The following is a 20,241-nucleotide window of genomic DNA, read 5'->3' as shown; positions in this document are numbered from 1 at the left end:
CCTGCGTTTATGGCGCATCCACGATCCGCGCCTCATCAATGGCGACCCCAAGCGGGCGATTGTCTGGACTCGTCCGGTCGATGCTGCGTGGACGATAGATCGTGCTCTGGATGCTCACCAGTATCTGACCGTCATCGGCAGCGCCGGGCGGCAACGGAAATCGCGCCGTATGCCAGCCCCGCGACACCGTCATTCGACCGGACTCGATGCCATCGATGTGGAAAACGACCTCCGCAGGCGGAGCTCCGGGCAATCGGTCTCCGCTGAGCCGCAATTCGAGCAGACCATCGGACTGTGCCGCCAGCAGGATGTCGGCGTGGTCGGTCGTCCAGCGGAAACCGCCATTTTCGGCGAAATGGAACCCACGAACATACCCCAGATCGAGGTCGCCGATGTTCAGCGCGTTCGGCGGCGGCGCAAAAGGGCGAAAGATATCCCATGCCCAGCGTTGCAAGTCTTCGAGCGATGCCGTTTCGTAGCGCAGGTCTCGCCGCGCTGCGCGATCATTCCCTTCCAGGCGATACACAGCGCCGCGGAGCAGGTGGGCATAGGGATGATCAGGGATGGCTGTCAGGGCTGCATTCAGGAGTGCAAGCGCCGCCTCGGGACGACCCGTTGCCAGGTCGATGCGCGCCAGAATGACGCGCGCCAGGGCGGAACGGTCATCGAGTTGAAGTGCTGCCCCGGCTGCGGCGCGTGCAGTATCCAGATCGCCCCGATCAAGCGCGCGATCTGCCTGCCAGAGATAGATATGTTTCTGTGCCAGCATCCAGGCTTCCGCCACATAAGGGCGGTGTGCCAGTGTCATGGCGATGAGAGCGATGCATGTCGCTCCAGCCGCCATCATTGCCGGCATGCGGCGCTTCGTCGGCATCCGCCACATGCTCAGACGCACAATCAGCCAGGCGGCATAGGGAATGAGCGCCGGATAGATGGGCAGCCGATACCGCGGTTCGACATGGAAGATCAGGGTTGTCAGCACAACATAGAGCGTCCACGGTGCAGCTATGATAAGCGTCCAGCGACGCGCAGGCGCCAGCCAGAGACCCATGGCGCCGCCGAGCAGGATGACAAGCCAGAGACCATCGCCGAGGATCAGGCGCAGCCAGACCTGCAACGGCGGGACCCAGATTGCCGGACGGTTGCGCATATCGTCGAAGAACTGGAGCGCGGTAAAGCGACGCGCTTCGCTCCAGACTTTCGCGGCGACGTAGTCGGGATTGGCGCGAATGGCGGCAATCCCACGTTCAGTTGCCAGGCGCTGTCTCGCCGCCATGTCGTTGCCAAGGGCATACAACTGGCGCTTGACCACTTCACGACCGGCGGGATCATTATCGAGCCACAAATTTTCTGCACCGGTCGTGTCGATAATGATGAGCGCATCGTAGGTCAGATAATTGCGCAGCGTCCAGGGAGCAATGACCAGGATGGCGGTCAGCGCGAAGGTTGTCGCAGCACGCTTTCCAGCCTGCAATCCCAGCCAGATCGCACCCAATGCCAGCAGCGGCAGCGCAACCGAACGCAGGAGCGCCAGCGCTCCCAGGCATATGCTGGCGATGAGCGCTCGCCATCGAGAAGCGGACGTGCTGCACGACAGGAGTGCGAAGATGGTTGTCACCGCAAAGAGAAAAAGGGTTTCGGTCAGCAGTTCAGTGGCTGTGAACGCCAGCGTATAGTTCAGCGCCGCCAGCAACCCGGCGACAATGGCGATGCGCCGGTTGTCGAACAGGCGCATTGTCAGCAGATAGAGCGGCGCAATCGTGGCGGCGCTGATGATCGCCTGCACCAGACGCAGGTTCTGGATGAGCAAATCGAAGGCAACGATGCACGCCGCCAGAAAAATGGCGTAGAGTGGCGGACGCATCAGGCGCAGTTCGACATATTGCCGCGTCCGTAGCAGCGTCAACGCCTGATTCAGGTATTCCTGCTCGTCGCCTCCCAGAGGATACATCTCGTGCCAGCGCCATACCAGTAGCCGTAGCATCAGCGCAAGCGCCATGATCCCGATGACTGCCATGATATGGGCGATGCCTGCACGATCTGGCTGGTTGAAACGTCTGATTAGCGACATGGTAGTGTTAGGGGTTAGAGGTTAGGAGCAATCGGTTCTCAGTTCTCAGTTCTCAGTTCTCAGTTCTTCCCAATCTCGACCCGATCCAGCCGCACCATCAACCGGTGTACCTGTCCGACGGCTGCTTCGCCCTGCTGGCTCAGATAGCGCGCCGCATCAGGAACGAAAACCGGTCCGTGCAGTTCGACGACAACATCCGCGCCTTCCGTCATCGGCGGCAGAGTTACCTCGAAGGCGCGCACCCCGTCCGGGTTTGCCGGAAATGTGCCGACCTGATTCCCGCCGATCAGGACACGCACCGGTGAGTCGGGACGCAGATCGGCGGGCCATCCGCGCCCATCGACAATGAATGTCAGGCGCTGCGAATATGCGCGTCCGGCGCCGGGAAAGCGCAATAGCGCGCCATCAGTACACCAGCGATACGTTCTCCGTTCAGCGGCGTCGCCTTCGCCGAGGTAGCAACCCCGAATATACCCCAGATCAAGATTCCCTCCCAGATCGATGACGTGGGTTGGCGCCGGATGCAACCAATCCCAAGCCCACTCGACCGGGTTGGCGGCATCGACATGCCGTGGCGTGAACGCCGCGCGCGCGCCTGCCTCGTCGCCGATGCTCCGCAGCAGATCGCCGCGCACCACGCTGCCTTTCACATCCTGTGCATCGATGAGTGCATTGGGAGGCGGCAGCCGTGCCAGCGCCTCGCGGTACCGACCCTGATGAGCGGCAATCAGCGCGGCGCCCAACCGTGCCGTGTCGCGCCCTGGCGTCCCGCGCTGCAAAATGGCTTCGGCTGTCACAAGATCGCCGGATTGTAACGCCGCCAGAAAGCGCGCATCCTCCAGCGCGAACGGGCGCGCCGCAAGTGCGATGCGGGTGATCGCCAGACTCGACGGGTACGGTCCCAGGTACGACGCCCACTGTGAATCACTGCCCGGCGGGCGCGGCTCCAGGCAGGCATGCGGCGAGGCGGCGATCAGGGTCAGCGCCGCAGCAAGCGTTGCACAGGCAATGCCGTAGCGTGTGCGTAATGGAGCGAAGAACCGATCACGATGGCGAATGAGCGTATTGATCGTCACCGCCGCAAGAATGAACATGAATGGCAGCAGTGGCATGCGAAAACGGTTGATGGCAAACAGCAACGGCGCCAGCAGGACGTTGAAGATCAGCCAGACCCCCATCAGCAATACCGGTGCACTGGAAACGGACACAGAACGCCGCGCCAGCGCCCATCCAATGATTCCCAGCGGCAGGGCAAGCACGTACAGCGTATCGTCGAGCAAAAAGGTCATCAGAACATACCAGACCGGCAAACGACCGGTTGAGAAGCCATCGGTCAAACGTTCAGCGCCGGTGTAATTGATGCGGAAGAGATCAACGAGCTCGATCAGTGATTTTTGCACAAATGCCTGCGGTCGATCCGCAATCAGGCAGAGACCCTCGCGGACCATAGCGGACTGGCGCGCTGCCTGATTCGGTTGCGGTCCGGGGTGAGGCAGGCAGGTTTCGGCAGGCGGCGCTGTGCGCCGATCAGGAAACATCGCCAACACGAAATCGCGGGTTGGCGCGTCGCGTCGTTCTCCATCGTGCGCCGACCACGCGCCGATAAGCAGGTTGAAGGCGCCGCTGGTGTCCACCGGAATGAACCCGCCATAGATCCGTGAGTTGTATGCCGTCCAGGGCGCAATGACGATTGTGGCAGTCGCCAGGAATAACAGTGCGCGCCGCAGATCGCGTCTCCTGGTCATCACTGCCCAGCCGGCAATCACTGGCAGCGCCAGAAGTGTCTGGCTGCGCGTGAGTGTCGCCAGTCCGAACAGGATACCGGCAGCAATCGACCCGACGAGCGAGTGTGCCGACCTGTCGGGCAGCGCATGCGCTGGTTGCGCTTGGCTGTGAAGCAGCGCCAGCATACCTCCGAGCACAAGGCAGATATAGAGGGTTTCGGAGAGGAACATCTGCGGGTAGATGACGAAGGGAAGATAGATGCTGGCAAGCACAGCCGCAATCAACGGCGCAGATTTCAATTCAGGCGGCGCAATCCGTCGGGCAAGCGCAGCGATCAGCACAACACTGATCAAACTGAGCACGGTTTGTGTTGCGAATATCGCAGTGGCTTGATCGCCGAACAGACGAAGATGCGCTGCCAGAAAGATCGGATAGAGCGGCGCGCGCGTCCACAGGTATCCCTGGTGCCAGTCGAAACCGCGTCCGTGCGCCAGCCACCAGGCAGCCGACAGGTATTCGCCTTCATCGGATATCAGCCCCTGGCGGGGTAACGCTCCCCACAGCGCAATACGGAAGATCGCTGCTGTTGCCAGGATCGGCAGGAGCGGCAGATGCGCAACAAGGCGCCGGTCAGGACGATGTGCAGACGACGGTTTCATAGATGTCGGGATTATACCCGACATGATTGTCTGGTTGATCTGCCTGTCAGATTGCAGCCAGCGCACAGTCGATGGCGCCTTGGAGTTCGTATGAAGTGAACGGTTTTTGCAGAAAGCCATTCAACGCAAGGTGCGAGAAACGTCGGCTGGCAATATCTTCGGTATACCCGCTCATCAGAATGATCGGCGCATCGGGGCATGTCTGCCGGAAATCTCTGACCGTCTGATAGAGATCACGATCAGGCATCGTCAGGTCGAGCAGGATGCACGCCAGGTGTTCGCAATGTTGTCGCGCGAGAATGATCGCCGTCTCGACATCGCCGGTTGTGAGCGCTGGATGTCCCATCCACTCCAGCATGCGCGCCGTAACGGCGCGCACACTCTCTTCATCATCGACGACCAGAAAGATTTTTGAATAGCCCGAACTTGCCGCCGTGCGGGTCTGAGGCGACAAACCGGTGCGGATGGATGGTTGATGCGCTATCGGCAGAAAGACGGTGACGGTCGTTCCCTCACCGGGCGCACTGGCGACGTGGATGGCGCCGTGATGTCCGCGCACAATGCCCAACGTTGCAGGCAACCCCAAACCGCGACCGATAAATTTGGTGCTGAAGAAAGGGTCAAAGATTCGTTCAAGGGTTGCAGCGTCCATGCCGCATCCATTGTCGCTGACAGACAGCGCCGCATACGTTCCGTCGGTCAGATCAGGGGTTCCAATCGTTGTCACCAGGAACGAGCGCTCAACAAAGCGGGCATCGGTTGAAATCACAACTTCGCCGGGTCTGCCTTCGATGGCTTCTGCCGCATTGATGGTCAGATTGAGCAGGACCTGTCGGAGTTGGGCGGCATCCCCTTCCACCAACAGATCGTGGTCGCTCAGGCGATAGACCAGCGTGACGCCGGTTGGAATCGATGCCTGCAAGAGTGCTGCCATTTCTTCGATCAGGTCGTTCAAGTGTACGAGAGTGGTCTGCAATGGGCTATGCCCTACGTAGGTCAGCATCTGGCGCGTGATAACCGCCGCGCGTCGACCGGCGCAGACGATAGATTCGATCAAGAGCCGCTCCGGCGCCTGCGGTGAAAGCGTCGTGAGAGCCAGTTCGGCATTGTTCAGCATAATACCAAGCAGATTGTTGAACTGATGGGCGATGCCCTGCGCCATAACCCCCATGCTTTCGAGTTTCTGACGGTGTTGCAGAACAAGTTCGTTTTTGCGCCGCTCCGTCACATCGCGCGAAAGCGCCAGCAAAGACTCAACAGTGCCATTAGGACCAAGTTCAGGCACGATGCGCGTCTCATAAAAACGATGACCCGATGGCATTTGAAGATCAAACTCGATCGTCTGAACGGATCGGGTCTCGATGGCTGCCTGGAAACGGGAGTCCCACAGTTGGGCAATATGTTCGGGCACGCCGCGTTCGCGCTGCGTTTTGCCCATGATTTCCGCACCGGTTATCCCGGTTGCCTGTTCAAACGCCGGATTGACGTACAGGTAGCGTCCCTGGAGATCGTACCGCGAAATAATGTCGGGCGCGTTTTCGGCAATGGTTTTGAACTGACGCTCACTGCGAAACAAATGTTCTTCCATGCGTTTGCGCTCGGTGATGTCGCGCCCGACCAACTGGTACCCGACGCGGCGTGCGCCATTGTAGAGTGCGCGGACGGTCCATCGCTGCCAGCGCACCTCGCTGCCCGGTGGAATGACTCGAAGTTCAATAGTTCCCACCGGCGACTCAGAGGTGAGCGATTCGAAGTGATGATTGACGCGCGGAATATCATCGGGGTGGACGAACCGCCGCAAATCGCTGCCGATGATTTCATCGCGTGTCAATCCCCAGTAGCGACAACTGGCGTCATTGACCAGGGTAATCATGCCATCAGATTGTGCGCGGCAGATCAGGTCGGTCTGGTCTTCGACAACGGAACGATACCGCGCCTCACTCTCGCGCAAAGCGGCATTAGCGGCTTCGAGACGCACCAGTGTGGCGTGAAGGCGCGAACTGAAGCGCCAGAGGATCGCTGCCAGGAGAAGTATGGCGCCAACCAGTGCGGTGATGCGAAGGACAGGCGCAAGCGGCTCGCGCGTGGCAAACCACGGTTGCGCCGCCTCGCTGCCAATGGCAAGGACCACAGTGGCAAGACTGATGAGAAAGATCACGGGTCCAACATTGCGGCGTTCGAGATATTGCACCGTTGTGATCAGAATGAGCGGCGGAATAAGGACAGCAACCGGCGCACTGGCCGGTTCCACCCAGACACTGGCTATTGCGCCCAGCAAGAGAGTGATGGCGAACAGCATCACTGCGGCGTGGCTGTGGCGGCGTAGCGCCAGGCGGCGCACCAGCGCGAGGAGTAATCCGGCGATGGCGGCAATGACCGCAATTGCAGCACCGGTCAGGTTGCCGCTGATGAAGCAGATTCCCGTGCTGACAATGGCGAGGATCAGGGCAAACCCCAACAGCAGGGTGATCAGTGTGGTCAGTGATGATGGTTCATGCAGCCGATCCTGAGACTGTTCCGACACGCTCATGGTTCTCCCCTTTCGTGGGGAGGAACTCACCATGCTGTATCCGCAACATTGCGGTGCGATGGCGCCTCACTGGTCAGCATGCGCCATTGGATGCCGAATAATTGTGTCTCAACACGTGTGTGTTCTCCTCAACCGTACCACGGTCGAGTAGCACGTCCAGGCGATTCAGCGGGTCGTTGCCGACAGGTTCTCGTCAGTGGGGATGGCAGCAGATACGTTGGGTAGTGGGTTTCCAGTGATAAAAGATTAATCTCTATTGTAGCACGTTTGCCCAACAGTGCAACCGGTTCGGACAACTGAATCGCTCCAGAAAAAATGTGAGTTATCCCGGAGGTTGACCTGGGGTCAGGTCTCCTGGGACAAAATTGCTTCTCTGTCATGATGCCACGAAGCCAGGGTGAACGGAGCGGACGATCCACGAAGCACGCCAAGGCGCGCGAAGCATTGCCAACAACCTGTGACCCCCCTCCCACCGGCATTTCAGGGCGGACCGAACCCCCGCGCGAACACCGGCACGTCCACCGGGGGACTTCCGCGCGCGGCGCTGGTCTCCCCGCTGCCGCGTGTGGGAACGGGGCGGGGAGTGAGGATAAACGGCGCATCCCAACGCCACGCCTGCCCGCTATGCTCATGCGTGCTGTCCCCCCTTGAACCTACCTGCACCGTGCAACGCTCTTGCAACCCTTTCTCGTCTCTGACCACATGCCGTGAGCCGTGTTCAGTTGACGCATCTCGATGCTGCCGCTATACTCCCCGTCTGGTGAGATGGAGATCGCGCATGGTTCGTCTGCTACTGCGCGTGGCGGTCATCGGAGCATTGACCGCCGCGTTGGCCGTGTTTACCTGGTTCGACAATGAGGTCAATCGTGGCGTCACATATACGCCGCCTGCTCCACCAATCCCGTGGACCGATGTGCCGCAGATTGGCGTCAATGCGTACAATCTGCAATTTGAACCCGACGCCGCAAATGTCACACGCACCCTTGAACTGGCGCGCAGCATGGGGGCGCACTTTGTGCGGATTCAGATGCCCTGGGACGATGTCGAAATCCACGGCAAGGGCGATTTTGTTGATCGCCGCAACCCCGATCAGATGCGCAGCTCCTGGGAGAAGTACGATATCATCGTTGCCGAAGCACAGCGCCTGGGATTGGAGTTAATCGTGCGCATCGACCGGGCGCCTCAGTGGGCGCGCCCGAACGACGATACCGCCCCGCGTTTTCAAGCCGGACTGCTCGAAAATGCCAACTCGACCGGACCGCCGGAGAACTATGCCGACTATGCCGATTTTGTGGCAGCGGTCGCGGCTCGTTATCGCGGGCAGGTGCGCTTCATTCAGATCTGGAATGAGCCGAACCTGGCGTATGAGTGGAGCTGGCGGATACCGGAACCGGAACGCTTTGTCGAACTATTGCGCCTCGCTGCGACGGCTGCGCGCACGGCCAACCCGGATATCGTCATCCTGTTCCCCAGTCTGTCGCCGACGGACGGCAAAGAGCCACGCATCGCACCGATGAGCGAACTGGAGTATCTGGATCGGGTGTACCGTGCTGGCGGCGCACCATACTTTGATATTATGTCGGCGCAGGCATATGGGTTGGGGCAACCGCCCAACGAGAACCGCTACATCCGGCTGCGCTGGCGCCCGGATGCGCCCTTCCGCGATCTTGATCGTCCCATCGATACCCGCATCGATGTGTCGCGCGTTGTCCTGCTGCGCGAAGTGATGGAACGACACGGCGACAGCGGCAAGGCGGTGTGGATCAGTGAGTTCGGCTACAACAGCGCCCCCGATCACATCCCGGAACCGGCGCGTAGCACGTGGGGTCCGCCGGTGTCTGAGGAGATGAAGGGCGCGTATCTGGTTGGTCAACTGGAGCGTGCCCGCCGGGAATGGCCCTGGATCGGCGTGATGAATGTCTGGTTCCTGCGCTGGGGCGGCTATCGTGAGCCGGATCCTGCCGATCCAACGCCCTATTTCGCGCTGGTTGATCGCAATTTTCAGCCCCTCCCTGCTTACGATGCGTTACGTGCCTATGCTGCGGATGGCGCGATTGCTGGCACGGGCATGCATTCCTGGCGTCACCCGGCGGTCGAGACAATGGAAGAAGGGAAATGGCGCGTGCGCTTCACCGGGCAATCGTTTGCTGTTCGTTTGAATATGCCAGCCGAAGTTCGACTGGATGGCGGAGTGGCGCGTCCGATCATGCCGTCGGATGATGGAAGTCCTGTGATTATTGCTTCGGGGTTGCCCGATGACGTGCATACCTTCGAGATCCGAAGCGCCGCAGCGCCGGAGTATTTTGTTGTCGGGCGTGAGCAACCGCTGCCATGGGTATGGACGCTGACGCCTGCTCTCCTCACAGTTGCGTTGGCGTCTGTCGGGGCGCTGACAATGATCGAGATTGGGCGATGGGTCGTGCGAAGGTGACGACTGAGTTGCGAAATTGAGTGTAGAGGTATGTCGTCGTGCTTGCATCGAGCCTTTCTCAACGCCTGATGCGCCCGGCGCTCCTGCCGACCGCTGCGGTCACGGCGCTGTGTCTGGTGTGCTTCTCTGCTGGTGTGCTGCCGGTCCCGCTTCGTCTTGCTGCCCTGGCGCTCTTCGCGTTGCTAACACTCGCGCAGCCGGTTGGCGGCCTCGTCAGTGTGATACTCACGGCGCCGCTCTACCTGATGCCAGCCTCTCTCGATGGCGCTGGTCGAACATGGCTTTTTCCGCTCCATGAAATCGCGCTCCTTATCACAACCGCTATGGTGGCAGGTCGATGGACGATCCGGTGGCTCCAGAGAGGGAATCTTTCCGCCCAACAGGCATGGGGGCGACGCGCTCGCGCGACAGGCGCCGCATATGCACCGCATGCACTACTGGCACTGGCAGGGATCATCGGTGTGACGCTGGCGGTTCCCGAAGGGCGTGGCGCAGCGCTGCGTGAGTTTCGCTGGCTGATCGTCGAGCCGTTGCTCTTTTATGCGCTTGTGCGCGCGGTCGGCGTATCGCGCATGCTGCTGGTTGGTGCGCTGGCGCTAAGCGGCGCGTGGGTGGCGACCATTGGCGTGTTGCAGTTTGTCGGGCTGGATCTGACGCCGTTGATCGGCGAAAAACGCGCATTCAGTGAAAATATCATCGCGGTAGATGGCGTGCGACGGGTGACATCGGTCTATGGACACCCAAACAATCTGGGTCTCTTTCTCGAACGGGTCGGGTCCCTGGCTGCGGCGCTTGCGCTCGGCGTATGGAGCGGGCAGCGCTTTTCAACAACGTCCGGTGTACAAAGCGCAGAGCATCCATCGCGCCGTTCCGCAGCGGCGCCCCTCTTCTTCGTCATCTGCGCATCGCTTTCCCTGGCGGGAGTTATCGTCTCGTTCTCACGCGGCGCATGGCTGGGGAGCGCGGTTGCGGCAACGATCATTGGTATGGGTTGGTTTCTCTTCCGGTCACGGGATCGTCAGGCATGGCGCTGGTCGGCGCTGGCACTCATCGGGGTGGTGATCGCCGCAGTTATCGGGCTGGCGCTGACGCTGCGCGGCGGTCCTGGCGGCGGGAGCGTCGATGCGCGTCTGCTTCTCTGGCGCGAGTCGCTCGCCTATCTTCAGCGCCATCCGCTTGGTTTGGGACTTGACCAGTTTTACTACTATCACAACCCGGCATTCGGACGTAGCCTGATCGATCCATCACTCCTCGGCACGAGCGAGGAGTATGCCGCTCATCCCCACAACCTGCTGCTCGATGTCTGGATCAATATCGGTCCACTCGGTGTGCTGGCATTCGGATGGTTACTCTTGCGCTTCTATCGGAACGCTCTCAGCGCCTTGCTCGACCGTTGCGATCTGGTGGCGTTGGGCGCGCTGGCGGCAATGACCGCTGCGCTTGTCCATGGGTTGGTTGATCGCTTCTATTTCGTGCCGGACCTGGCGATCGCGTTCTGGGCGCTGATAGCCGTGGCAGAACGCGAGCATTGACATCCAGCAAACTGTTTACGCTCTTCTGGGGGGCGTAGGCGCTCTATGCGGCGTCCCGGGGCGGCAGGGCGCCGTGCGTTGACGCTTGCTGAGGCCATTCCGCCGCCGCTTTTCGGGGGCTGCCCCCAAACCCATGTTTTGGGCGACCGGCGGCATCGTTTATCCCAATCGTGACCGGTTATCCAGTCGGTTTGACCGGCCTGGACAAAAGAATTAAGATACGATGTCCTGAATTACTTATGACATGACATGAGTATAGCGGCAGTCTGGTCATTGATGTCGCTTTGCTGTGTGTTGGCGCTGTCTGAAGCGAACTCGCCGGCAACCGGCACAATGCTTTCGAAAGATAATGCGATTGAGCGCACGCAATCACTTGTCTGGAGCCATCGAATAAACAACGTAGATCTCTTGCGAGAGATCGCACAATCAGTGAGCAAATATTGAGTCCACTGCAAAAAGACTTCACCACCAAGGACCCGAAGCGCACGAAAGGGAATAAAATGAAGCGCATGTCCTTTGTGTCCCTTGGTGACCTTCGTGGTTACCGCTTTTTGCAGTAAAGTCATGGAAGGCTCAACCACCAAGGACCCGAAGCGCACGAAGGGGAATAAAATGAAGCGCATGTCCTTTGTGTCCCTTGGCGACCTTCGTGGTTGCTTGTTGCCGTGAAGTCATGGAAGGCTCAACCATCAAGGACCCGAAGCGCACGAAGGGGAATAAAATGAAGCGCATGTCCTTCGTGTCCCTTGGTGACCTTCGTGGTTGCTTGTTGCCGTGAAGTCATGGAAGGCTCAACCATCAAGGACCCGAAGCGCACGAAGGGGAAGAACCATGAAGCGCATGTCCTTCGTGTCCCTTGGTGACCTTCGTGGTTGCTTGTTGCCGTGAAGTCATGGAAGGCTCAACCACCAAGGACCCGAAGCGCACGAAGGGGAAGAACCATGAAGCGCATGTCCTTTGTGTCCCTTGGTGACCTTCGTGGTTGCTTGTTGTCGTGAAGTCATGGAAGGCTGAACCGCCAAGGGCACGAAGCGCGCGAAGGGGAATAAAATGAAGCGCATGTCCTTCGTGTCCCTTCGTGACCTTCGTGGCTACAGGCTGAACCGCCAAGGGCACGAAGCGCGCGAAGGTGGATACAGATGAAGCGCATGTCCTTCGTGTCCCTTGGTGCCCTTTGTGGAAGTCCTGGAAGGCTGAACCACCAAGGACCCGAAGCGCACGAAGGGGAATAAAGATGAAGCGCAGTTCCTTCGTGTTCCTTGGCGACCTTCGTGGTTGCTTGTTGCCGTGAAGTCATGGAAGGCTCAACCACCAAGGACCCGAAGCGCACGAAGGGAAATAATAATGAAGCGCATGTCCTTCGTGTCCCTTGGTGACCTTCGTGGTTGCTTGTTGCCGTGAAGTCATGGAAGGCTGAACCGCCAAGGGCACGAAGCGCGCGAAGGGGAAGAAAATGAAGCGCATGTCCTTCGTGTCCCTTCGTGACCTTCGTGGCTACAGGCTGAACCGCCAAGGGCACGAAGCGCGCGAAGGTGGATACAGATGAAGCGCATGTCCTTCGTGTCCCTTGGTGCCCTTTGTGGAAGTCCTGGAAGGCTGAACCACCAAGGACACGAAGCGCACGAAGGTGGATACAGATGAAGCGCATGTCCTTCGTGTCCCTTGGTGACCTTCGTGGTTGCTTGTTGCCGTGAAGTCATGGAAGGCTCAACCACCAAGGACCCGAAGCGCACGAAGGGGAAGAACCATGAAGCGCATGTCCTTCGTGTCCCTTGGTGACCTTCGTGGTTACCGCTTTTTGCAGTGAAGTCAAACATTGTCATGCCCAACACGCCGGAAGATACCGATGCATCGATCAGGGTGCACACCCACAGTCGTCCCTGCTATGCCTTCGGAGTTGCAATTCCGATTGGGGTATTGGGCGGGTTGATCGGGTTGGGCGGCGCAGAGTTTCGGTTGCCGATTCTGGCGGGACTGCTTGGCTACACGGCGCGGCGGGCAGTGGCGCTCAATGTTGTGATCAGCCTGATTACCGTCCTCGCCTCGCTCGCCATTCGTGGTCGAACGCTCACCCTGATGCCGATCATGCCCCTGCTGCTCCCGATGATGGCAATGATCGCTGGAGCGATAATCACAGCATTCATCGGCACAGCGTTAGTCGGGCGTCTCTCGAATGAACGGCTCGAACAGGTGATCCTGGTCTTTCTTATCCTGATCGGGGGCCTGTTGATCATCGAAGGATTTCTGCCGACACAACTCCCGGCGCTGATTCCTGATGATCCGGTCTGGCAGGTGATGACCGGGGTTCTCTTCGGATTAGTGATTGGTCTGGTCAGCAGCATGCTTGGCGTTGCCGGCGGCGAGTTGATCATCCCGACCCTGATCTTTGCTTATGGCGCCGAAATCAAAGTTGCTGGCTCCGCAAGCCTGTTGATCAGCCTGCCCACGGTGCTGATCGGGGTTGTTCGCTATCTGAGTCAGAGAGCATATCAGGGGCGGCGCGACCTCAACGACACAATCGCACCGATGGGCGTTGGTTCGGTTATCGGCGCTGTCATTGGCGGTCTGCTGGTTGGTGTTATCTCATCGGCAATCCTGAAAATCGGCCTGGGGATCATTCTGATCTGGTCGGCAAGCCGCATTTTTCACCATGGTCGGGATCGCACAATCGGTCCGGTGCGATAATCTGCCACAATAGGACGCTTTCAGCGGTCGTAGTACCAATGACGATTGAAGATGCCGCATTCTGGTCATTCCGAGCCCTTCGCTTCGCTCAGGGTAAACGCAGCGCGGAATCTGCGCGGGTCGCGCACGACCCCTCGCGCTGCTCGGGGTGACCATGCCGGATGGTCACAGGTCATTGGTATAAGAGCGCCACCAACGCGCTCAAAAAAGCAGAACCCCTGATCCCCGGTTGCTATGATTGTGTGTTAGTACTACAATACGAAGGCTGGAATCCGGCGATTGCCGGGTCGCACGAGGAGCGCCATGATGATGACTATTCACCCGTCCATTTTTCGCGCATACGACATCCGTGGCGTTGTTGATCGCGATCTTTCCGAAGAGGTGTATCGGACGTTGGGACGCGCCGGCGGCACGTTTTTCCGGCAGCACAAGCGGCGCCGTATTGTGGTAGCGCGTGATGCGCGCCTGACATCGCCAGGGTATGCTGCGGCGCTGATCGATGGGCTGCGCCGGAGCGGATGCGATGTCGTTGATATTGGCATGGCGCCGACGCCGCTGATGTATTTTGCCGTTTCCTTCCTGCGCGCCGACGGCGGCGCCGTTGTGACGGCGAGCCATAATCCGCCACATTTCAATGGCTTAAAACTGCGGCTCTCCGATCCGTTGTATGGCGGTACGCCGTTCAGCAGCGATCAGATTCAAGAGGTGGGACGGATTGCCATGAGCGGTTCGTTCGCTTCCGGGAATGGCGCATATGAGCAGGTGGATGTGACAGAAGAGTATGTGCGCGATGTGACCCGCCATATTTCGCTCAAACGTAAGCCCAAGGTTGTGCTCGACGGCGGGAACGGGGTCGCCGGTCCGCTCGGTATGCGCACGCTGGAAGCGATTGGCTGCGAGGTCGTTCCCCTGTTTATCGAGCCTGATGGGACATTTCCCCACCATCATCCGGATCCGCTCAAAGAGGAGAATGTTCAGGACCTGATTCGCGTCGTGCGCGAGACCGGCGCCGAGATGGGCATTGGGCTCGACGGTGATGGCGACCGCCTTGGTGTTGTCGATGGGAATGGTGAGATCGTCTTTGCCGACCGCTACCTGATCGTTCTGGCAAAACAGGCGCTGGCACGCAGACCGGCGCCAATCGTGTTTGATGTGAAGTGCAGTGTTGTGCTGATCGATGCCATCCGCGCCTTTGGGGGCACACCGGTGATGTGGAAGACCGGCTATTCAAATCTGTCGGCGAAGATGCGCGAGGTGGGCGCGCCGCTGGCGGGTGAGTTGAGCGGTCACGTCTTTGGCGCAGTCGAGCATCATTTCCACGACGATGGCATCTTTGCCGGGTGTATGCTGCTCGATGCGCTGGAACAGAGTGGGCAGACGCTTGTCGAGGCGCTGGCGCCGTTTCCGCCGTTGCCGGCGCTCTCGGAAGGTCGCCTGCCATATAACGAAGAGGCAAAGTTTCAGGCGATTGACTTCGTGCGCGACTACTTTGCGGCACGCTACCCGGTCGTTGATGTTGACGGCGTGCGCGTCGACTTTGGCGATGGTTGGGGGATTCTGCGCGCGTCGAATACTGAACCGGCAATCACGACTCGTTTTGAGGCACGCACCCTGGAGCGCGCTTATGAGATCCGCGACATAATGATCGGCAAGTTGCGCGAGTTTGTGCCAGCCCACAGCACCGGTGGCGCTGGGTCTGGCGGCAGGTAAGCGACTGTCGTTGAACGTGAACCTTGCTGTTGCCTGGTATGCACACCACGCGATACACCTACTGCTGGGAAGGCGTTGTCGCTGCCGATTTCACCCTTGGCGCAGTGCGTCGCAGATACCCGGCGCTTGCAGATCTCCTCAATGCGCGCGGATGGAGTTGTCTGGTTGCGTATGATACCCGCTTTCTTTCGGCGCAGATCGCCGCCGACTGCTACCAGGGATTGCGCGCGCTTGGAGCGCGTGTCGTGCTCAGCTCGACGCCACTGCCGCGTCCCGCTGTGGATGTTGCGCTCGATCAGGGCGTCGCCGATTGCGCGGTGATTGTGTCCGCCGGGAACCGGGACTACTGGAGCAATGGATTGATTATCATCGCTCCGGCGCCAGGTCTGGATCCATTTGTCGATGGCGACCTGCCGGCGGAGTGTCCGCCGTTTCCATCAGAACCTTCCGATGCGGACGTTATCGATGTGCGCCGAACGTATATCGAGAGCCTCCGTCAGACTGTCGACATTGATCTGGCCCGTCAAACATCACTGACCATCTTTGTGGACGCCATGAACGGCACGACCGGCGGAATTATCCCGGCAACGCTCGGTGATGGCGCACAGACGAAGACGATAGAGATCAACCGCGAGGCAGATGCCTGGTTTGGTCGTCAGGCGCCGCATCCGCACACTGCCTCGCTTGTGCGTCTGCGGAAACTGGTGCGCGAAAGCGACTCCCATCTGGGAGTTGCGCTATCGGCTGATGGTCGGGCGTTGGGAGTGGTGGACAATGATGGCGAGCTGGCGCCGCACCTCGATATTGCGCTGCTGCTGGCGCAGTATCTCAACCGTCAGTATCGCTGGCGCGGGCTCGTGATCGTTCCTGCTCCGGCGGCATCGGCGGCATGGGTGCGCGCCTGGGAAGCGCAAACCGGGTTGAGTGTTGAGTTTGCAGAACGATCTGCAACACGCATTGCCGAAGCGCGCGCAGCGCATCAATTGCTGATCGGTGTCACGGAAGACGGGCAACCGACTTTTGGGCGCAACGGCGGGATCGGTGATGCCCCCCTGGCTGCCCTCCTGCTCATCGAACTGGTGGCACGTCGGAACGTGAAACTGCGCGTGTTGCGCGAAAAGTTGCGTCAATCACCCGGGATGTGACTCGCCTGTCCAGGAGAGCAAGAGCAATATGCAACGCATTGTGCAACGCCTCAGTTCGCTCCAGCGCCTGCTCCGTCCGTTGGCGCTGACGTTTGTTGGCATCGTTCTCCTGTCGCTTGGCGTTGCATACTTTTTTATCTTCATGTATCGGACAGCGACGCTGCCGCCGATCTTCTCGTTCATCACACTCCAATTTATGCCATTGTGGGCACGCGGATTGGTGTTCGCCGTCCTGGGATTGATGGCGCTCGCGGTTGGCATCTGGCAGCTCAGCGGCGTGGTGGTCATCCCGCTCAATACGCAGGTCGATACCAGTGGCGAACTGGTGCTCGCCTATCAGCGTGACCAGACGCCTCCCCGGATGACGGTGCTTTCAGGAGGCGCCGGTCTCCTGATCACCGCCAGCCTTGGGCGATCGGTGCAACGGTTGACCTGTATCACTCCAGTGCAGGACCCGGTTGAGTATTACTACCGGGCATCGAGTCTGTTCAACTTCGAGAATGTCGTCTTTGTCGTGCCAACTCCGGAACCATACGAGGTCTTCGTTGAACTCGACGATGGGCAGCGGTTCAATGTCAAGCACAATATTGCGCACGATGAGCGACTGGCGGAGCGGCATGTCGTCAATATCTACATTGGCGATGAGCAGGGTCCGATCATCACGCCATTGCCGGTGACCCAGGTGGCGCTCGATGCCGTTGCGTCCGCCGATGTGATCGTCTTTGGTCCTGGCAGTCTCTATGAGAGCATTCTGCCCAATCTGCTCATTCCCGATCTGCGTGCTGCCATCCGTCGCAGTAAGGCGTGCAAAATCTACATTTGCAGTTTGATGACGGAACCCGGCATGACAACCGGTTATGGCGTCGGTGATCATGTGCGTCAGATTGTGCGCTTTGGCGGATTTACTCCTGATTATGTGCTGGTGAACACGCCGCGTATCGACGCCGAGGTGCGCCGGATTTATGCAGCCGCCGGACAGACGCCAGTTCTTCTTACGCCTGAAGAGTATGAAGAAACGGCCGTCAGCACGACCGACCGGTTGACGACGCGCGATATTCTCATCGAGGGCGCCAAAGTCATCGAGGCGGATCTGGCGACGGCGGTGGTGCAGTTGACAGCATCGCTCGACCATCCCGGCGAAGGGCGCACGGTGCGCGTGTTGCGCCACGACCCCGAGAAACTCGCAACGGCGATTCTGGAGGTCTGGAAACGCAGATAATACCCACTGATGGCAGGTCCTGCTATGGCTGATGAGATGATCGTCCTCTTTGAAGATGAGGGATGTCGCACATTCCTGCCGCTGACGTATACGCGCCCTGTGTGTGATCTGCGCTGCGGTATTTTCACGTTGCGCGAGCGTGTGCAGGCGCTGATCGGCAAGCCGCCGGCAGTCATCTGCCGCCCGCATCTGGCGCGCGCGTATGGCGCGGGCCGCTGGCCCCTGGCGTTGCTCAGCCAGAGTGTGCCGCTCACGTTTGTGAATGCACGCGCCATGGATGTGCGCTGGTTACCTGACCTCTGCGACGAACCGCCGGGAACGGTCTACATCACCGATGCCGGTCACGCACTGCTCGGCGGTCCGGTGCTGCTCGGCGCGCGCCTGACGCCATGGCTGGCGAGCGCGGTGTTGCCCTATCTGCTGGAACAACATGCCACGGCTGCATTGGCGGAGCTGCGACGATTTGGACGGCTTGTTGAAGTCGAGACGCGCCTGCTGACCTTTCCATGGGACCTGATCGCGTTGAATGGTGAGCAGATTGTTCGTGACGTTTCGCTGCTCGTCGAGCGTGATGGATGGTTCAGTGCGGCTGATCGTCCGCCGGATCATCCTTCGATCGTTGTCAGTAACCCGCGGCAGGTGTTCATTCATCGTGATGCGCGCCTCGAACCACCGCTGGCGCTCGACGCACGCGATGGTCCTCTCGTGATCGATGCCGCTCGAATCGAACCGTTTTCGTTTCTTCAGGGTCCCTCCTACGTTGGTTCCGGCTCGCTGATTGCCAGTGCGCGCATACGCGGTGAAACGAGCGTCGGTCCGGTCTGTCGCATCGGCGGTGAAGTCGAGGCGAGTATTGTTCAGGGGTACAGCAACAAGCACCACGACGGTTTTCTGGGGCATTCGTACCTCGGCGAGTGGGTCAACATCGGTGCGATGACGACCAATAGCGACTTGAAGAATACCTATGGATCGATCCGCATGGTGATCGAGGGGTTTGGGCAACTGGACAGCGGCATTCTCAAGTTGGGATGCTTCCTTGCCGATCATGTCAAACTGGGCATCGGCGTGCATTTGAACGGCGGCGCTGTGGTTGGCACCGGTTCAAACATTTTCGGCGTTCATTTCGCGCCGAAGAATGTTCCGCCCTTCACGTGGGGTGGCGAAGTCTTCCGCGAGTATCGCATCCAGTCGATGATCGATGTTGCGCGGAAGGTGATGGCGCGGCGCAAGGTGAGCCTGAGCGCCGCGCAGGAAGAGGTGCTGCGCGCCGTCTTTACGATGACGCGCGGCGACCGCATCGGGCTTGACGATGGCGGCGGGCGCGACGATGCAGCACTGCGGCGGGCGGAGGCGGACGCCGTGCGCGCGTTCGATCTGGTCGAGGCGTCGGGAGGATGAGAACGGAGAACTGGGGGTGGAGCGTCGGTTCTGGTTGCGCGCCTGCCCGATCCCGCGGTGTGGGAACCGCGCCGCTGACCCCAACCGTTCGCCCTCCCGGTTCAACAGCGTGGGAAACCAGGATCGATTTCAGGGGTGGATCGCTCTGACCATCTGTTGTCTGTAACGGTCGGTGCGGTGCGACCAGTCCTGTGTTGCGCGCAGCCAGGCTTCAATACTCTCAACGAAGCGCAGCACGACGTCTTCGGCGCCATTAAGGGTGTGTATCTGCTTTTTGAGACGCAAAAATTGCTGTATCGCCCGATCGTGCTGGGCGATGGTGAGAGATAGCGCCTCAGACAGAGGTATACGGTTTTCATGCGCAAGAATGTGCACGATGTTATGTGGCATCTTGTGCTTCTGTATCTCTTTCGGATACGACCAGAGATCGTTGTACCATAATACCGCCTGGGTTGCAGCGCGGATCAGTTCCTGGACGATGGCATGCTCGAAGATATGCGAGGGTAATACCGAACCCTGTGCCATGTCTGCGAGCGCGATCATTGGAAAAAATGCACCAGACCAGAGGCGCATATTTGTATACGTTTGACTGTCCGGTTGAATATCGGCAAGACGTGTAGAGACTTCCCAGAGATGCGCTTCCAAGGTTTGCGCAAGCGCTCGCAGGAAACGAACAAGCGTGACCGATCCGGCACACTGCTTGAGCAAGTCGCTAAGATCCGCTGCTGCAAGTATCAACGGATGATCATAGTCGTATGCTCTGCCTTCGGAGACGACAGTAAGTATACGCATCTGTAAGTCTGCCAGCTCCTCGACGGAAGGCAATGTATCCGTCAGATCATCGAGCAGGAAGAACCAGACTGTCCACAATCCAATGAGACGTAACATCGAGGGAGGAATCTCTGCATTGGCACGTGCTATGAATTCTGCCAGGAGCGCCGAGCGCAGGTGTTGCTCTTGTGCGTGATCTCGAATAAGTTTATGAACATAGCACCAGGTCACTATCTCATCTTCCAACCAGGATACTGCTTGATGCATACGTTGTGGAAACGGGTAGTTGATGGATTCGACCGCCTGCCAATACCATGGTTCGATTGTCATCATGGAAGTCTCCTGGACAGTAAGGTCCGAATGCT

At 59.3% G+C, this 20,241-nt stretch carries 12 protein-coding genes; 7 read left to right on the top strand and 5 right to left on the bottom strand.

Translation table 11 applies throughout. The annotated features are described in order from the left end of the window. Window positions 1–7: 7 nt before the first annotated feature. From RCAS_RS14070 to RCAS_RS14060, 3 genes are all read right to left on the bottom strand, one after another. Entirely contained in the window at window positions 8–2,017 is a 2,010-nt protein-coding gene (locus RCAS_RS14070) for an ArnT family glycosyltransferase (protein WP_232280023.1), read from the bottom strand. A gap of 113 nt (window positions 2,018–2,130) precedes the next feature. After that, window positions 2,131–4,479: a glycosyltransferase family 39 protein gene (locus RCAS_RS14065; RefSeq protein WP_012121220.1), complete on the bottom strand. Its 2,349-nt coding sequence runs from the start codon at window positions 4,477–4,479 to the stop codon at window positions 2,131–2,133. 22 nt (window positions 4,480–4,501) lie between these two features. Continuing rightward, window positions 4,502–6,985: a PAS domain-containing hybrid sensor histidine kinase/response regulator gene (locus RCAS_RS14060; RefSeq protein ID WP_012121219.1), complete on the bottom strand. Its 2,484-nt coding sequence runs from the start codon at window positions 6,983–6,985 to the stop codon at window positions 4,502–4,504. Between the two features lie 778 nt (window positions 6,986–7,763). Here RCAS_RS14060 and RCAS_RS14055 point away from each other — a divergent pair. Both RCAS_RS14055 and RCAS_RS14050 read left to right on the top strand, forming a co-directional pair. After that, window positions 7,764–9,416 carry a cellulase family glycosylhydrolase gene (locus tag RCAS_RS14055; RefSeq protein WP_012121218.1) on the top strand — a complete coding sequence of 551 codons (1,653 nt, stop codon included), beginning with the start codon at window positions 7,764–7,766 and terminating at the stop codon, window positions 9,414–9,416. A gap of 38 nt (window positions 9,417–9,454) precedes the next feature. Next, window positions 9,455–10,948, top strand: coding sequence for an O-antigen ligase family protein (locus tag RCAS_RS14050; protein ID WP_012121217.1), 1,494 nt, complete (start codon window positions 9,455–9,457; stop codon window positions 10,946–10,948). A gap of 233 nt (window positions 10,949–11,181) precedes the next feature. Here RCAS_RS14050 and RCAS_RS14045 read toward each other — a convergent pair whose 3' ends face one another. Beyond that, on the bottom strand, window positions 11,182–11,514 hold the full coding sequence (locus RCAS_RS14045; RefSeq protein ID WP_157042651.1) for a hypothetical protein: 333 nt from the start codon (window positions 11,512–11,514) through the stop codon (window positions 11,182–11,184). A gap of 1,237 nt (window positions 11,515–12,751) precedes the next feature. Between RCAS_RS14045 and RCAS_RS14040 the strand changes: the two genes are divergently transcribed. The 5 genes from RCAS_RS14040 (at window position 12,752) to RCAS_RS14020 (ending at window position 19,105) form a co-directional block, all read left to right on the top strand. Next, window positions 12,752–13,633, top strand: a complete 882-nt coding sequence (locus tag RCAS_RS14040; RefSeq protein WP_198135935.1) for a sulfite exporter TauE/SafE family protein — start codon at window positions 12,752–12,754, stop codon at window positions 13,631–13,633. 303 nt (window positions 13,634–13,936) lie between these two features. Next, complete coding sequence (locus tag RCAS_RS14035; protein WP_012121215.1) at window positions 13,937–15,343, top strand: phosphomannomutase/phosphoglucomutase; 1,407 nt, start codon at window positions 13,937–13,939, stop codon at window positions 15,341–15,343. Window positions 15,344–15,381: 38 nt separating this feature from the next. Continuing rightward, window positions 15,382–16,488 (top strand): phosphohexomutase domain-containing protein, encoded by a 1,107-nt coding sequence (locus RCAS_RS14030; RefSeq protein ID WP_012121214.1) that lies wholly within the window; start codon window positions 15,382–15,384, stop codon window positions 16,486–16,488. A gap of 28 nt (window positions 16,489–16,516) precedes the next feature. Continuing rightward, entirely contained in the window at window positions 16,517–17,707 is a 1,191-nt protein-coding gene (locus RCAS_RS14025; protein WP_012121213.1) for a gluconeogenesis factor YvcK family protein, read from the top strand. 24 nt (window positions 17,708–17,731) lie between these two features. Beyond that, entirely contained in the window at window positions 17,732–19,105 is a 1,374-nt protein-coding gene (locus RCAS_RS14020) for a GlmU family protein (RefSeq protein WP_012121212.1), read from the top strand. 129 nt (window positions 19,106–19,234) lie between these two features. Here the strand turns inward: RCAS_RS14020 and RCAS_RS14015 are convergent, their stop codons facing one another. Then, window positions 19,235–20,209, bottom strand: a complete 975-nt coding sequence (locus tag RCAS_RS14015) for a terpene synthase family protein (RefSeq protein WP_012121211.1) — start codon at window positions 20,207–20,209, stop codon at window positions 19,235–19,237. Window positions 20,210–20,241 lie beyond the last annotated feature (32 nt).

The organism is Roseiflexus castenholzii DSM 13941 (genome assembly GCF_000017805.1).
GTDB classification, from domain to species: domain Bacteria; phylum Chloroflexota; class Chloroflexia; order Chloroflexales; family Roseiflexaceae; genus Roseiflexus; species Roseiflexus castenholzii.
Note: the sequence above shows the minus strand (reverse complement) of the source record. Positions and strands in the feature narration are given on the sequence as shown.

Excerpts from the sequence above, each read along its gene's own strand:
- RCAS_RS14070 (WP_232280023.1), bottom strand. The coding sequence starts at position 2,017 with ATGGCAGTCATCGGGATCATGGCGCTTGCGCTGATGCTACGGCTACTG.
- RCAS_RS14065 (WP_012121220.1), bottom strand. The coding sequence starts at position 4,479 with ATGTCGGGTATAATCCCGACATCTATGAAACCGTCGTCTGCACATCGT.
- RCAS_RS14060 (WP_012121219.1), bottom strand. The coding sequence starts at position 6,985 with ATGAGCGTGTCGGAACAGTCTCAGGATCGGCTGCATGAACCATCATCA.
- RCAS_RS14055 (WP_012121218.1), top strand. The coding sequence starts at position 7,764 with ATGGTTCGTCTGCTACTGCGCGTGGCGGTCATCGGAGCATTGACCGCC.
- RCAS_RS14045 (WP_157042651.1), bottom strand. The coding sequence starts at position 11,514 with ATGACTTTACTGCAAAAAGCGGTAACCACGAAGGTCACCAAGGGACAC.
- RCAS_RS14035 (WP_012121215.1), top strand. The coding sequence starts at position 13,937 with ATGATGATGACTATTCACCCGTCCATTTTTCGCGCATACGACATCCGT.
- RCAS_RS14030 (WP_012121214.1), top strand. The coding sequence starts at position 15,382 with ATGCACACCACGCGATACACCTACTGCTGGGAAGGCGTTGTCGCTGCC.
- RCAS_RS14025 (WP_012121213.1), top strand. The coding sequence starts at position 16,517 with ATGCAACGCATTGTGCAACGCCTCAGTTCGCTCCAGCGCCTGCTCCGT.
- RCAS_RS14020 (WP_012121212.1), top strand. The coding sequence starts at position 17,732 with ATGGCTGATGAGATGATCGTCCTCTTTGAAGATGAGGGATGTCGCACA.
- RCAS_RS14015 (WP_012121211.1), bottom strand. The coding sequence starts at position 20,209 with ATGATGACAATCGAACCATGGTATTGGCAGGCGGTCGAATCCATCAAC.